The following is a 14,117-nucleotide window of genomic DNA, read 5'->3' on the forward strand; positions in this document are numbered from 1 at the left end:
AATAAAGATTTGCTCACTAAAGCAATGAAACTTATAGTCATCAGGGGCTTTGTAGGGCTGTGCTAGGCTAGAATCCGCGTTTGATTCTAGGTTTGAATTTTGGGCAATTTTGTTATGAAAATCGTTATTTGCAAGGTGGGGGTATCAAGAAGCTACTCACTAAAAGCTCCATAGCGCATAATCTTATCATAGCGTTTTTGCAAGTAGTCCTTATCTTTTAAAATCTCACTTAAACTCGCTAGGAAATACTCTTTAATCGCTTGTGCTGCACCCTCTCTATCTCTATGTGCCCCACTTAGTGGCTCTGGGATAATGTCATCAATTAGCTGGGCTTTTTTCAGCTCATCAGGGGTGATTTTCATTGCCTTTGTCGCGGACTCGATTTTAGCAGGGTCGTTCCACAAAATCGCCGCACAACCCTCGGGAGAAATCACGCTAAAGATGGAATATTGCATCATAGCAAGCCTATCAGCTACAGCGATAGCAAGCGCACCACCACTGCCGCCTTCACCTATGACGATAGAAATCGTGGGCGTGCGTAAAGCTGCAAACTCTTGGAGATTCTTTGCGATAGCTTCACTCTGCCCTCGCTCTTCTGCGCCTACCCCCGGATACGCGCCAGCAGTATCAACAAGCATAAGTATAGGGAGATTGAACTTCTCCGCTAGTTTTGCAGCTTTAAGTGCCTTGCGATAACCCTCTGGGTTTGGCATACCAAAATTTCTAGTGATCTTGTTTTTTGTGCCTCTTCCCTTTTCTTCACCAATGACTAGCACTGTCCGCCCATCAATCTTCCCTATCATACACACAATCGCTTTATCATCGCGGAAGTGCCTATCCCCGCAAATCTCATACGCATCTTTAAGAAGTAGCTCGATATAATCAAGTGCATAAGGTCGATCTGGATGGCGCGCAAGCTGGAGCTTTTGATAGTCACTCATATTGCCATAGACTTTTTTAAACTCTTTTTCTAAGTCTTTTTGTAGAATCTCTTTAGCCGCCGTATCCCCACGCATAGAAGCTAACTCAATGTCATCTTGAATGCTTTTAAGCTGCTTTTCAAAATCTAAACAAGTCGCCATTGCCAATCCATCCTACGCCCTTCTACTCTTACAGGCTTACTAAATCTTTTTAAAGATAATCACACCATTAGTGCCACCAAAGCCAAATGAATTGCTCATTACAGCATTGATTTGCGCATTTCTAGCAGTATTTGGGATATAGTCAAGATCACATTCTGGGTCGCCATGCTCTTGATTGATCGTAGGGGGAAGAACACCAGCTCGCATAGCCATTATAGAAATCACTGCTTCAATCGCGCCAGCAGCACCTAAGCAGTGCCCAATCTGCCCCTTTGTCGAGCTAACAGGTGGAACATTATCTTTCCCACCAAAAACCTTTTTCAACGCCATTGTCTCAAAAAGATCATTATACGCTGTGCTAGTGCCGTGTGCATTGATATAATCTACCTTAGTGTCTGCCATAACAAGTGCTGCTTTCATCGCGCGTGCTGCGCCCTCACCCTCTGGAGCAGGCGTGGTGATATGATTAGCATCGCCGCTCTCACCAAAACCAACAATTTCTGCATATATTGTCGCTCCGCGCGCTTTGGCACGCTCATACTCTTCCAAAACAAGCGCACCAGCACCCTCACCCATAACAAACCCACTACGGTCCTTATCAAATGGACGAGAAGCTTTCTGCGGCTCATCATTACGCTCAGATAGTGCTTTCATCGCGGCAAATCCCCCAATGCCCACAGGGCAAATGGTGGATTCTGCGCCGATGACCAGCATCGCATCTGCGCCATTTAACATAATCGTCTTGGCTGCTTCTATAATAGCATGTGTACCAGCTGCACAAGCAGTAACGCTCGCGAGATTTGGACCCTTAATACCAAATTCGATAGAAGTAAAACCACCTAGCATATTCACAAGCGCACTTGGTATAAAAAATGGTGTAATTCTTCTAGGACCCTTGTCAAAGCAAGTGATAGAGTTTTTTTCAATATTTATCAAGCCACCAATCCCAGCACCAGAGCTCACGCCAAAGCGATCACCAAGCTCTTCAGCGCAACGCCCATCACTCCCTAGCAAACCACTATCGCTCATTGCTTCTTTGCTAGCTTTGAGTCCTAGCTGGATAAATCTATCCGCCTTTTTCACATCTTTCGGGCTTAGGACTTCCTCAGAATTAAACCCCACAATCTCCCCTGCTATGGAAACAGGAAAGTCGCTAGTATCAAAGGAAGTTATTTTTTTTATACCACATTTACCCTCAACAATCGCAGAAAAAGAATCATCTCTATTGAGTCCAACTGCATTAATCATACCAATGCCCGTAACGACTACACGACGCATGTCACTCCTTCATCATCAAACTTCCACGCAAGATCTCAACTAGATCTTGCAAGCTCCGCGACACAAAGATAAGAAAACTCTAGCCACGCGCAAGCTGGTTATTTATTTGCTTCGATAAATGCTACGACATCGCCAACTTTTTGAATTTTGTTTGCTTCTTCATCTGGGATATTTACGCCAAATTTCTCTTCAAGTGCCATAATAAGCTCTACAACATCAAGAGAATCTGCGTTTAGATCTTTTACAAACTCTGCCTCTGGGGTAACTTTATCCGCCTCTACGCCGAGCTCCTTTATGATTACTTCCTTGATCTCATCAAACAATGCCATACGATACTCCTTACAAGTTTTATTAGAACTTGGGATTCTAACAAAAAAAATTTAGAAATTACCTTAAATATATATTACATATACAAGCCACCATTGACCTTAAGCACTTCGCCTGTGATATAGCTCGCACCATCACTTAGTAGGAATGCCACCGCTTGAGCTACCTCAGCACTCTGCCCCAAGCGTCCTAGTGGGATAGTCTTTTGATACTGTTCTTTTACTTCTTGACTTAGGGCTTCTGTCATATCTGTTTGAATAAAGCCAGGGGTGATGCAATTAAAACGCACATTGCGTGAAGCTCCCTCATAGGCGAAGCTCTTGCTCATAGCGATCACGCCACCCTTGCTTGCAGCATAGTTTGTCTGCCCCAAATTCCCGCGCTCACCCACAATAGAAGCGATATTTACTACCGCGCCAAATCTTTGCTTACTCATAATCTTTAACCCCTCTCTACAACCGATAAAACAAGAAAGTAGATTTGCATCAAGCACCTTGGTGAAGTCCTCTGTCTTCATACGCAAGGCAAGCTTGTCATTAGTAATGCCAGCGTTATTGACAATATAGCTTAGCTCACCATCGCTTTGCACAATCGCTTGCAAACCTTGGGTAAAGGCTTCTTCATTGGTTACATCAAACTCCACGACCGCCGCCTTGCCACCTTTAGATTCTATCTCGGCTTTAAGCGCGTCAGCAATTTCTGGCTTTGATCGATAGTTGATCCACACTTTTAGTCCATAAGCTGCTAGCACTCTAGCGATCTCTGCGCCAATCCCACGCGATGCGCCTGTGACTAAAACATTTTTCCCACTAAATTTCATTATCGCTCCTTGAGAAAGTGTAAAAGCTAAAATACTATCAAAAATTTGTAACACAAAGACACAGGGACTATTAGTGTAGGGTGACGCGCTTGTATGGAATTCGTGGATTGTAAAAGGCTTAGAGACTACACTAAGTTTAGGGTTTAAGTTCTATTCCTACCTGTGGAGTTAGAGCAATGAGCTCTCGCGCAAGCAAGTCGCTTAATGCGCGTTTTAAAGCCTTTTTACTCATACCAAGCAATGATAAAATAAATTCTGGGCTAGAGTCATAATGCACCGCGAGCTTTCCACCATTATCGCGCAATGCTTGCAGGAGCTTTTCTGCACTCTCATTCGTGTGCCCTTGCTTATGTAGCACGAGATCAAGCTTGCCATCACTGCGGACATTATGGATAAACGCGCTAGATTCTACCCCAAAACCAAGCCCCATAGCCGCTAGAATCCGCGCGCTATCTAAAGCCTGTGTGGATGATTTTAGATGCTTCGCTCTCGCGTTCTGGCACATTTTTGGTAAATACACTAGCCCATAGTAGCGAGAATCCACCACCACACTAATGCCTAGCACACTCAAAGCAAAAGGCAATATAGAGACTCTCCTTCCCCGCGCATAGCTCCTAGCGCGATAGGGCAAAAGGTGGGATTGTATATTCTTTTTGGCTATGAGTCGGCTGGATTTATCAAGCGTGATATACACCGCCACGCTAGAATCTAGTGGATAATTTGCAGGGGTTTTGCTAGGCATAAAAATATCTTTATCAAGTCCCAAGTCTAAAAACACGCCATTGCTAGCATAGCTCACCACGCGCAAAAACGCTACTTCACCACATTGGGCTAAGGGTGTTTGGGTTGTAGCAACCGGACGATCAAGCGAATCTGTATAAACAAAGACTAGCACCTTATCACCGATCTTTGCTTGTGCGGGGCAAAACTTCTTAGGCAATAGCACTTCATAGAGTGCAGAGGTGGTGGCTTTTGACTTCGGTGATTTGGTTGAATCTAGCCTCTTGCACACTTTAGAATCTGGCTTTTCACACACGCTAGATTCTAGTGTGAGATATGCGCCGTGTTGGCTTAAGCGCGCAATTTGTAAGCGATTTATCCGCCCTATGGTTATGCCCAGATTCTTAGATTTATAATCTTTGGGACTTTGGGGAGATTTATCGAGTGTGGCGGGCATTATTGCAACAAGGTCTTTGCCATTGTGGAAATTCTACGCCCATCGGCAACATCGCTTAAGCTTTTGGCTTCTTGCATTACTTTGCCCAAATCTTTTGGTCCGCTGGCTTGCACGCGTGAAATAATCTCTTCTAGCCTTTGGCGCAGCTGCTCATCGCTAAGCTGGGTAGGCAAATAGCGTAAGATCACTTGCATTTCTTTGCTCTCTTGCTCATATAAATCCTCTCGCCCCGCTTCTTTATAAGCATTTGCCGCATCTTCTCGCTGTTTATACGCGCTTTTTAAGATCTTTAACACAGCAGCATCATCGAGACTCGCACGCGTATCGACTTCGACTTGCTTAATCGCAGCATTGAGCAGTCGCACACAATCGCGCAAAAATGTATCCCCACTCTTCATTGCTTCTTTTAAATCCGCTTGTAGTCGCTCTTTGATACTCATCATAACTCCTTCAAGTTTTGGTGCAAATGTGTGAAAGTATAGCAAATCTAGCCAGATCAAATGATCAAGGTAGATTCTAAAACTTAGCAAAATCTATAAACACAATATGTGTTTAATTGTAACACTCCACAAAAAAATTAGTAAAATTATTAAACACATATTGTGTTTATATAAAAATTAGCCTATATTACTCTCAACATAAGCACCAAGGAGACAAATATGAGTAAAAAGAGTAGGCAAATTAGCTTTAATGTTTTTGAAATGAATTGTATCTCGCATTTAAGTCCGGGGCTGTGGCGATACCCTAACGACCAAGCCTTACGCTATAAAGATATTGAGTATTGGCAAAATATCGCACAAATCGCTGAAAGAGGGCTATTTGATGCGGTGTTTATCGCTGATGTTTTAGGCGTGTATGATATTTATGGAGGCAATGATTTTGGTGCGTTAAAAACGGCTTTGCAAGTGCCAGTAAATGACCCCACGCAACTTGCTGTTATCGGCGCAGCAGTTACTAAGCATATAGGCTTTGGAGTTACTGCTGGTGTGCCTTTTGAGCATCCTTATCCCTTTGCAAGAAGACTTAGCACGCTAGACCATCTTACAAAAGGCAGAATCGGCTGGAACATCGTTACCGGCTATCTGCCAAGTGCTAATAAAAATATGGGCTCAAGTGAATTGCCCCATAATGAACGCTATGATGTGGCTGAAGAATATATGGAGGTGATTTATAAGCTTTTAGAGGGGAGTTGGGAAGATTCTGCAGTGATTTTAGATAAGAAGAGTGGGGATTTTGCTGACCCTAATAAAATCCATCACATAGGGCATCACGGCAAATATTTTGATGTCCCGGGCATTCATCTATGTGAGCCAAGCATCCAAAGAACCCCTGTGCTATTTCAAGCGGGGAACTCTACGCGTGGTAGGCAGTTTGCCGCTACTCACGCAGAAGCCATTTTCATAGCCCCGCTCACAAAGGAATACGCTAAAGTCGCAGTGAAGCAAGTGCGAGATTCACTAATCCAAGCAGGTCGCGACCCATATAGTGCCAAAATCTATATGTTAGCAACCATTATTACTGATGAAACAGAAGCTCTAGCACAGGCTAAATACAACGATTTACTATCTTATTCTAGCAAGGAAGGCTCTTTAGTGATAAATTCTGGTTGGTTAGGTGTGGATTTAAGTCGCTACAAATTAGATGATCCATTGAGTAATATTAAGTCTAATGCTATGCTGGCACAAGTAGAAGCCCTAAATGATTCCACAACAGAATCTGGCAAAGAGTGGCGACTAAAAGACTTGCTTAAGCTCACAGGACTAGGCTGCCAAGGACCAAAGTTTGTAGGCTCACCTACACAAGTTTGCGACATTTTGCAAGAAGTTATCGCTTATAGCGATGCTGATGGCTTTAACATCGCCTATGCGACAACACCGGGAAGCTTTGAAGATGTGGTGCAATTTATCGTACCAGAGCTTCAAAACCGCGGAGTGTATAAGAAAGAATACACACAAGGCTCACTGCGACACAAACTCTTTGGCAAGGGCGATAGACTAGATTCTAGTCATATTGCTTCGCGTTATCGTGTGGGTGGTGCTAAAAGCACAATCAATGATTACGCTGGGACAGGGCGATTTAAACATAATAAGGAGCAAAGCTATGTTATATGATTCTTTGACACAAGGCATTTATATAATCCACGAGAATCCCGAATGGATACCGCCTTTTAAAGAGGCATTTGATAGAGCAGGAGTTAGTTTTAGCGAGATACTTCTCACACAAGGAGGGATTGGCTTAGATTCTATCCCGCCAAATGGGGTATTTTGGAGTAGGCTTAGTGCCTCAAGTCATACGCGTGATAATGCCTTTTCTAAAGAATATGGTCGTGCGTTGTTGGCGTGGCTAGAATCTTATGGGCGTTGCGTGATAAATGGTAGCTCTGTGCTAGAGCTTGAAGTAAGCAAAGTGAAACAGGCTTTGCTTTTAGAATCCTTTTTTAAATCTCAAGACTATGACTTTAAAACGCCAAAGACAATTGCGGTATTTGGCAAGGAAAATTTGCTAGATTCAGCAAGTAGCTTTGCTAAGAAACTGGGTAATAAGCCCTTTATCACAAAGCATAATCAAGGTGGCAAAGGCTTAGGGGTGCGACTCTTTGAGAATGTGAGAGAGTTTAAAGACTATGTGGAATCTAGCGATTTTGAGCTACCCATTGATGGTATTACGCTGTTGCAAGAGTATATAGAATCTAGGGAAGCTTTTATCACGCGATGTGAGTTTATTGGTGGGAAGTTTCACTATGCTGTGCGTGTGGATACGAGTAATGGGGCTTTTGAGCTATGTCCTGCTGATGCGTGTCAAATAGATTCTGCGAAATCTAGCAATAGAACTACTCGTCCAACACTAGCCGGAGCGGCGTGTGAAGTAGGAGCTGGAGATAAGTTTAGTTTGCGTAAAGAGGTGGATTCTACAAGTCCTATTGTGCGGTGTTTAGAGCAGTTTTTAGTACTGCATAATATCGCTGTGGCGGGGATTGAGTTTATCGAAAGTGTGAATGGGGATATTGTGGTCTATGATATTAACACAAATACAAACTATAACTCTACCTTAGAATCTAAGATTAGACAAAGTGGTGGAGTAGCAGCGGCAGATAGGCTTGTAAGCTTTTTGAAAGATCAGTTTGACAAACAATAAAGGAGTGTGAGAATGAAGTTTGGATATTGGAGTCCAGTATTTGGAAGCTGGCTTAGGAATGTAGATGATGATAGTACGCAGTGTTCTTGGGAATATATCCGCGATTTAGCAATAAAAGCGGAGAATCTAGGCTATACGCTCACTCTTGTGCCAGAACTGTATTTAAATGATATTAAAGGTGAGAAAGCCTCTGCTCTTGATGCATGGGCTATTGCCAATGCTCTAGCAGCAGTTACAAAAAAAATTGAGATTCTAGCAGCACTTCGTCCGCAGTATCATCAAGTGGCACTCACTGCAAAACAGATTGCTACGATTTCACAGATTTGCAATGGACGATTTTCTATCAATATGGTCTCAGCGTGGTGGGAAGAAGAGGCTAGGCAGTATGGTATAAACTTTGATGCACACGATGATAGATATACGCTCACGCACGAATATACTGATGTATTGCGGGGATTTTGGAGTAAGAGTCCATTTAATCATAAGGGGAAATATTTTAGCTTTGAGAATTCTTATAATGAGCCTAAGCCACCTAAGATTCCGCTTGTGTATGCGGGGGGAGAGAGTGAAATAGGGAGAAATGCTATCACGCAATTTGCAGATTTTTATCTCTTGCACGGAGGCACACTTGAAGAAGTACAAACAAAAATTGCAGATATGAAAGAGCGAAAGAAAAGAGCGGGATTAGCACCATTTAAGGGCTTTGGTATGGCGGTGTATATGATTGTGCGAGAGAGTGAGGAAGAAGCACAAAAGGAACTAAAAAGGATTACTACCATTAAGAATTACGCCGATTATGAAAACTCTTATAAGAATTTTACAGGCAATTCACAGCTTGATGTAGAGATTAGCAAGCAGGAATATAGCGTGTCTAATCGCGGTTTGCGTTCAAATCTAGTTGGCACGCCAGAGAGTGTAGCACAAAAGATTAGAGCCTATAAAGAAGCAGGGCTAGATTTACTTATAATCCAATGTGCCAATATGCAAGAAGAGCTAGAATATATTGCTAAAAAGGTTATGCCACTGGTGTGAGTGTTGCTTAGATTCTAGCTCGCTAGAATCTAAGGCTATGTTGATCTCCCTAAGTAGTCCTACAAGCTGGAATCCACTTCAATCACTCTCCTGTAACAATAGTCGTGCGCTTGGTATAAATATAGGGGAGACCATTGCGTGCGAAGTCTGTAGTCGCGATTTTTTCTATTCCGCCATTGCGCGCAGCAGTAGCGATCGTGCAGTCCCCAAAGTCAAAAAAGTAGAAAAAGTTCTTGCATATCCCTGTGCCTGTTTTCTTGCTACTTGCCATACCCGTGGCACTTCCGGGCGTATAGACCGTGCCACAGCCACATAAAGCCACTACAACTAGCGACACTACAACACTACGGAGCATTATTTTTGCTTCTTTTTGGGTTGCTTTTTGGTGGATTTGTTAGATTTTTTGCCTTGTGCTTTGCCTTCAATGATGAAGCGCAGAGCATTAAGCTTAATAAAGCCTGCGGCATCTTTTTGATCATAGACACTATCTTCTTCAAAGGTGCTATATGCCGCGCTAAAAAGCGAGTTGCTAGACTCTCGCCCCAGCACCATTACATTGCCTTTATACAGCTCTAATCGGACAAGCCCACTTACGCTCTTTTGCGTGGTGTCAATGAGAGCTTGTAGAGCTCCTCTCTCCTTACTAAACCAAAATCCATTATAAATAAGGCTCGCATAGCGTGGCATAAGCTCATCTTTTAAATGTGCTTCTTCTCTATCAAGCGTGATAGATTCTATCGCGCGATGTGCTCTTAGATAGATCGCGCCACCCGGAGTCTCATAACAGCCGCGTGATTTCATACCGACAAAGCGGTTTTCCACAAGATCAAGCCTACCGATGCCGTGCTTAGAGCCTAGCGCATTAAGCTTTTGCCAAAACTTCGCAGGGCTTAGCTTTTTGCCATTGATGGCTACACCATCGCCTTTTTCAAACTCTATGGTGATGATTTCAGGCTTATTGGGGGCATTTTTAGGGCTGACACTCCACCGCCACATACTCTCTTCTGGAGCTTGGCTTGGATCTTCAAGATTCTGCCCCTCATAGCTAATGTGCAAGAGATTTGCATCCATTGAGTAGGGGGACTTTTTCTTCGCGTTTTCGATAGGGATTCCAGCCTTTTTGGCATAGGCTAAGAGCTTTTCTCTGCTATTTAGATCCCACTCTCTCCACGGAGCTATGACCTTAATCTCTGGGTCCAGCGCATACGCACCTAGCTCAAAGCGCACTTGATCATTCCCCTTGCCTGTGGCTCCGTGGGCAATCGCATCTGCGCCGACTTTTTGCGCGATTTCTACAAGCCTTTTGGCTATCAATGGGCGCGCGATACTTGTGCCTAGCAAATATTCTCCCTCATAAATCGCATTAGCACGAAACATTGGGAAGACAAAATCACGGATAAACTCTTCTTGCAAATCTTCTATGAAAATATTTTTTGCCTTGATGCCAAGCTTTAAGGCTTTAGCACGAGCTGGCTCAACTTCCTCGCCTTGCCCAATATCTGCAGTGAAAGTTACCACCTCACAGCCATAAGTATCACCAAGCCATTTTAAAATCACGCTTGTATCAAGCCCACCACTATATGCTAGCACTACCTTTTTTACTGCCATTGTTACTCCTTTATGTTTAGATAGTCGATTATAGCAGATTTGGCTAGAGCTTAAGTGTTTTAGGCTAGATTCTCGCTCTAAGCAAAGCTCTCGTGCAAGGGTGGGTAGGTGAGCTAAAAACTTGCTCCACTCCACCTTGCTCCACCACCTGCCCAGAATCTAGCACAATCACTTCTGTACACATCGCTTCTATGACATTAAGATCGTGGCTTATGACAACATAGCTTAAGCCAAACGCACTCTGTAGCTCCAATAGCAATGTGATGATATCTTTTTGCGTATTTTTATCAAGCGCGGAAGTCGGCTCATCAAGCAAGAGAATCTTTGCTCCACTCGCTAATGCCCTAGCAATGCATACACGCTGGGCTTCCCCGCCACTAAGTGTGTGGCTATATCGGTAGAGAAAGCTGCTAGAGAGTCCCACTTGCTCTAGTAGCTCTAAAGCCTTTAGGGTAGGAGCTTTGATTTTTTTCACCTTGTGGCTCGCTCTAGCTTGTAGAGCTTCTTGTAAAATCTCTAGTACGCACATTCGCGGATTAAGGGCTAAAAGCGGATCTTGGAAAACGATTTGCACCATAGAGACAAATGCTCTATCACGCTTTTTGTCCACATAGATGAGCTCTTTTGGTGTGGCGTTTTGGGGGTAGATAGATAAGCCACCTAAATGTCCCTCTAGCCCCAAAATCCCAAGCGCTAGGCTAGACTTCCCGCTTCCACTAGCCCCAATGATCCCAATGCTATCCCCAACCCTTAGTCGCAGATTTACCCCCTGTATCGCTGGGGTTTTCTGCCTTGTAAAAAAACCTTTAGTCGTATGATATACAGCAAAGTCCTGTAAGCTCAAGCACACCTCTCCCGCACTAGCATCTGGCTTTTTAGGTAGGATTATGGCGTTTAGGAGTTTGCGTGTGTATGGGTGGAGCGAGCTAGAATCTAGTCTTTTAGGTTCTAGGAATTCTAAAGAAATATGCCGTTTCTTTAGTAAAGCTAAATCCCCACCAAACAAGGCTGAATCTCTTACAAGATGATCACAGATTTTGCCCCCTTGCATCACATACAATCTCCCGGCAAATCTCTCTATCAAGCCCAAATCGTGCGTGATAAACACAATCGCCATCTCCATAAAAGAGTCTAAAAGTGCTAGAATCTGGCTTTGTATATGTGCATCTAGCGCAGTTGTAGGCTCATCGCAGATAAGGAGTCTAGGGCGCGCTAAGCTCATCATAGCAATACATACGCGCTGGGCTTGCCCACCGCTAAGAGTGTGGGGCAAGCGGTGTTTAATGCTAGGCTCTAGCCCCACAGATTCTAGTGCCTGATCAATTAGGGTTTGATACTTGGCTTTTGGTATGCTTGGCAAATGCAAGGCGCACATTTCTGCTAGCTGCTTATATATAGTGTGGAGCGGATTTAGTGATAGCTTTGGAGATTGGGGGATATAGGCGATTTTTTGCGCGCGGATTGTGCGCCATAAGGGCGAGTTTATAGGGATAGTAGCTAGATTTTGCTCTATGCCTTGGAGACGGATATCTCCACACGCATTGCCTTGCACAAGCCCCATAAGTAGCTTTGCTAGTAGGCTCTTCCCACTGCCAGACTCTCCTACAATGCCTACATGCTCCTTTGACCACACTTCTAGTGCTATATCTTGCAGGGCGAAATCCCCAAACTCTGCGCGTAAATCCCGCACATAAAGCAAAGGCTCAGGAGCTTTCATACGCTATACACACTAGGGTTTAGCGCATCGCGCACCCCCTCGCCAATAAAACACAGCAAAGAAAGTAGTAAAGCCACTGCGCTAAACCCGCTCAGAGCCAAATGTGGAGAGGCAAGGTTGTTTTTCCCCTGTTCTAATAGCTCGCCCAAGCTCGCACTCCCCACAGGCATACCAAAGCCCAAGAAATCAAGCGTAACAAGTGTGCCAATACTCCCTACCATAAGAAAAGGCACATAAGCAATCGTAGCGATACAGGCATTTGGCAAAATATGCGCAAAGACTATACGCAGATCGCTCGCCCCAAGTGCTCTAGCAGCTTTGACATACACGCTCTCACGCACCTTGAGAAACTCCGCGCGCACAATCACACTCAATGGAATCCAGCTAAAGGCTAGCACGATACCTAAAATCCACCAAAAGCTAGGCGTGATAAAGCTTGAGAGAATGATGAGCAAAAAGAGCAGAGGGATACTTGCATACACTTCTATCCCCCTTTGCCCGATGAGATCGATTAGCCCACCGTAATAGCCCTGAAGCCCCCCAACGCCAATGCCAATCACCACGCTACACGCGCTTAAAATCAGCCCAAAAGCAATGCCAGTGCCAAGCCCATAAAGCAAGCGTGCTAACACATCTCTAGCTTGATCATCAGTACCTAGCCAATGCTTACTTGAAGGTGGTGTGGGTGCTGGAGTGTGCAAGTCTAGCACGATTGTGTCATAGCTATATGGGATAGGGGCGCGCAGCACAAAAGAGTCGCGCAAAAGCTCCTTGACATAGGGGTCATTATAATCTGGCTCGGTGAAAAAATCTCCGCCAAAGGTGGATTCTGGGTAGCTCTGCCATAAGGGAAAATAAAAATGCCCATTGTAGTAGATAAGCAGGGGCTTATGATTAGCAAGCAGTGGTGCGAATAAGGCTAGAGCGCAGAGTGTGACAAAAAGATAGAGTGAGATTCTAGCACGCGAGTTTTTGGCGAAGATTTTCCAGCGATTTTTCCACAAGCATAAGCGATAGCTTCGTGCCAAGCCCTTAGGATCCGCTTTTGAAAAATCAGTTGTTATGCTGTCATTACGAGTAACTGCGTTAGTGACAGCGTGGCAATCCACTCCCCTCACTCCGTCATTGCGAGCGGATTGAAAATCCGCGTGGCAATCCATAGATTCTGCGCTAGCAAAACAATCTTTCCTAGAATCCACTTTTGCCAAACCTTAGAGGTGCCCTATAATCACACGACAAGCGCGTTAGAAGGATATATATCTAGTAGCAGCTCTTTTTTCACCGCTTGCGCGCGATCATCTCCTAGCAAGTAGCGCACAATCTCTATGGCAAAAAACGGCGCGCTAGCAGGACCAGAAGCAGTGATTTGAGAGCCGTGCGTAAGGACACCTTCTTGTTGATAGCGCACATTTTCGCCTTGACAGGAGTCTTCACAGCCCGGATAGCAAGTAAAGTATCCTTGCAACACATTAGCACGAGCTAGCACAATGGGTGAGGCACAAATGGCTGCAATAAGCTTGCCAGCCTTAGCAAAAGCCTGTAGGATTGATGCGAGATCAACACTTGCGCTAAGATTTTCCATACCCTTAAGCCCGCCGGGCAGAGCTATACCACTTAGAGATTCCAGCGTGCTAGAATCTAAGCGTGCTAGATCATAGGGCGCTAGTATCTCTATATCGTGTGCGCCTTTATACGCCCTAGCACCGCTAATGCCGGCTAATAGCACCTCTATCCCACATCGGCGTAAAATATCCACCACATTCACGCACTCAATCTCTTCAAAACCATCAGCTAGTGGGACTAGTATGGATGTAACTTGATCTTGGATCGCTTGCATAATCACTCCTTTGCTTTGTGTGCAGGCATTGTAGCTAAGTTTGGTAATGGCACACACGCAATACATAGCTAGCACTATGCAACACGCTTCAATAAAATCTAAAC

At 44.4% G+C, this 14,117-nt stretch carries 14 protein-coding genes; 3 read left to right on the forward strand and 11 right to left on the reverse strand.

Going from position 1 to position 14,117, the window contains the following annotated elements; translation table 11 throughout:
* Window positions 1-152: 152 nt before the first annotated feature.
* The 6 genes from accA to IKB69_RS03720 form a co-directional block, all read right to left on the reverse strand.
* A complete protein-coding gene (accA, locus tag IKB69_RS03695) occupies window positions 153-1,082 on the reverse strand; it encodes an acetyl-CoA carboxylase carboxyl transferase subunit alpha (RefSeq protein ID WP_290946229.1) in 930 nt (309 codons plus the stop codon).
* Between the two features lie 39 nt (window positions 1,083-1,121).
* Window positions 1,122-2,360, reverse strand: coding sequence for a beta-ketoacyl-ACP synthase II (locus tag IKB69_RS03700; RefSeq protein ID WP_290946231.1), 1,239 nt, complete (start codon window positions 2,358-2,360; stop codon window positions 1,122-1,124).
* 98 nt (window positions 2,361-2,458) lie between these two features.
* A complete protein-coding gene (gene acpP / locus IKB69_RS03705; RefSeq protein WP_290946233.1) occupies window positions 2,459-2,689 on the reverse strand; it encodes an acyl carrier protein in 231 nt (76 codons plus the stop codon).
* 74 nt (window positions 2,690-2,763) lie between these two features.
* Complete coding sequence (gene fabG / locus IKB69_RS03710; protein ID WP_290946235.1) at window positions 2,764-3,507, reverse strand: 3-oxoacyl-ACP reductase FabG; 744 nt, start codon at window positions 3,505-3,507, stop codon at window positions 2,764-2,766.
* Between the two features lie 136 nt (window positions 3,508-3,643).
* Complete coding sequence (locus IKB69_RS03715; protein WP_290946238.1) at window positions 3,644-4,684, reverse strand: S1-like domain-containing RNA-binding protein; 1,041 nt, start codon at window positions 4,682-4,684, stop codon at window positions 3,644-3,646.
* Window positions 4,684-5,127: a GatB/YqeY domain-containing protein gene (locus tag IKB69_RS03720; RefSeq protein WP_290946240.1), complete on the reverse strand. Its 444-nt coding sequence runs from the start codon at window positions 5,125-5,127 to the stop codon at window positions 4,684-4,686. The genes IKB69_RS03715 and IKB69_RS03720 overlap by 1 nt, the downstream gene beginning before the upstream one ends.
* A gap of 216 nt (window positions 5,128-5,343) precedes the next feature.
* Here IKB69_RS03720 and IKB69_RS03725 point away from each other — a divergent pair, with 216 nt between their 5' ends.
* From IKB69_RS03725 to IKB69_RS03735, 3 genes are read left to right on the forward strand one after another with little or no spacing between them, the layout of a single operon-like run.
* On the forward strand, window positions 5,344-6,795 hold the full coding sequence (locus tag IKB69_RS03725) for an LLM class flavin-dependent oxidoreductase (protein WP_290946242.1): 1,452 nt from the start codon (window positions 5,344-5,346) through the stop codon (window positions 6,793-6,795).
* The gene (locus tag IKB69_RS03730; protein ID WP_290946244.1) at window positions 6,785-7,819 is read left to right on the forward strand and encodes an alpha-L-glutamate ligase; all 1,035 of its coding nucleotides are present in this window, start codon (window positions 6,785-6,787) and stop codon (window positions 7,817-7,819) included. The genes IKB69_RS03725 and IKB69_RS03730 overlap by 11 nt, the downstream gene beginning before the upstream one ends.
* A 12-nt stretch (window positions 7,820-7,831) precedes the next feature.
* Window positions 7,832-8,851, forward strand: a complete 1,020-nt coding sequence (locus tag IKB69_RS03735; protein WP_290946246.1) for an LLM class flavin-dependent oxidoreductase — start codon at window positions 7,832-7,834, stop codon at window positions 8,849-8,851.
* Between the two features lie 82 nt (window positions 8,852-8,933).
* Here the strand turns inward: IKB69_RS03735 and IKB69_RS03740 are convergent, their stop codons facing one another.
* The 5 genes from IKB69_RS03740 to IKB69_RS03760 all read right to left on the reverse strand — a co-directional run bounded on the left by IKB69_RS03740 (window position 8,934) and on the right by IKB69_RS03760 (window position 14,013).
* Complete coding sequence (locus IKB69_RS03740; protein ID WP_290946248.1) at window positions 8,934-9,206, reverse strand: TRL domain-containing protein; 273 nt, start codon at window positions 9,204-9,206, stop codon at window positions 8,934-8,936.
* Window positions 9,206-10,459, reverse strand: a complete 1,254-nt coding sequence (locus tag IKB69_RS03745) for an argininosuccinate synthase (protein WP_290946249.1) — start codon at window positions 10,457-10,459, stop codon at window positions 9,206-9,208. Before IKB69_RS03745 ends, IKB69_RS03740 begins: the two co-directional genes overlap by 1 nt.
* Window positions 10,460-10,523: 64 nt before the next feature.
* Window positions 10,524-12,176 (reverse strand): ABC transporter ATP-binding protein, encoded by a 1,653-nt coding sequence (locus IKB69_RS03750; RefSeq protein ID WP_290946250.1) that lies wholly within the window; start codon window positions 12,174-12,176, stop codon window positions 10,524-10,526.
* On the reverse strand, window positions 12,173-13,375 hold the full coding sequence (locus IKB69_RS03755; RefSeq protein WP_290946251.1) for an ABC transporter permease: 1,203 nt from the start codon (window positions 13,373-13,375) through the stop codon (window positions 12,173-12,175). The genes IKB69_RS03750 and IKB69_RS03755 overlap by 4 nt, the downstream gene beginning before the upstream one ends.
* A gap of 29 nt (window positions 13,376-13,404) precedes the next feature.
* The gene (locus IKB69_RS03760; RefSeq protein ID WP_290946252.1) at window positions 13,405-14,013 is read right to left on the reverse strand and encodes a DJ-1 family glyoxalase III; all 609 of its coding nucleotides are present in this window, start codon (window positions 14,011-14,013) and stop codon (window positions 13,405-13,407) included.
* Window positions 14,014-14,117: the final 104 nt, after the last annotated feature.

The organism is Helicobacter sp. (assembly GCF_017502485.1).
In the GTDB taxonomy this organism is placed as follows: Bacteria; Campylobacterota; Campylobacteria; order Campylobacterales; family Helicobacteraceae; genus Helicobacter_B.

Coding starts and splice junctions, on each gene's coding strand:
- IKB69_RS03700 (WP_290946231.1), bottom strand. CDS start 2,360: ATGCGTCGTGTAGTCGTTACGGGCATTGGTATGATTAATGCAGTTGGA.
- IKB69_RS03720 (WP_290946240.1), bottom strand. CDS start 5,127: ATGATGAGTATCAAAGAGCGACTACAAGCGGATTTAAAAGAAGCAATG.
- IKB69_RS03740 (WP_290946248.1), bottom strand. CDS start 9,206: ATGCTCCGTAGTGTTGTAGTGTCGCTAGTTGTAGTGGCTTTATGTGGC.
- IKB69_RS03715 (WP_290946238.1), bottom strand. CDS start 4,684: ATGCCCGCCACACTCGATAAATCTCCCCAAAGTCCCAAAGATTATAAA.
- IKB69_RS03750 (WP_290946250.1), bottom strand. CDS start 12,176: ATGAAAGCTCCTGAGCCTTTGCTTTATGTGCGGGATTTACGCGCAGAG.
- IKB69_RS03730 (WP_290946244.1), top strand. CDS start 6,785: ATGTTATATGATTCTTTGACACAAGGCATTTATATAATCCACGAGAAT.
- IKB69_RS03725 (WP_290946242.1), top strand. CDS start 5,344: ATGAGTAAAAAGAGTAGGCAAATTAGCTTTAATGTTTTTGAAATGAAT.
- accA (WP_290946229.1), bottom strand. CDS start 1,082: ATGGCGACTTGTTTAGATTTTGAAAAGCAGCTTAAAAGCATTCAAGAT.
- IKB69_RS03745 (WP_290946249.1), bottom strand. CDS start 10,459: ATGGCAGTAAAAAAGGTAGTGCTAGCATATAGTGGTGGGCTTGATACA.
- fabG (WP_290946235.1), bottom strand. CDS start 3,507: ATGAAATTTAGTGGGAAAAATGTTTTAGTCACAGGCGCATCGCGTGGG.
- IKB69_RS03760 (WP_290946252.1), bottom strand. CDS start 14,013: ATGCAAGCGATCCAAGATCAAGTTACATCCATACTAGTCCCACTAGCT.
- acpP (WP_290946233.1), bottom strand. CDS start 2,689: ATGGCATTGTTTGATGAGATCAAGGAAGTAATCATAAAGGAGCTCGGC.
- IKB69_RS03735 (WP_290946246.1), top strand. CDS start 7,832: ATGAAGTTTGGATATTGGAGTCCAGTATTTGGAAGCTGGCTTAGGAAT.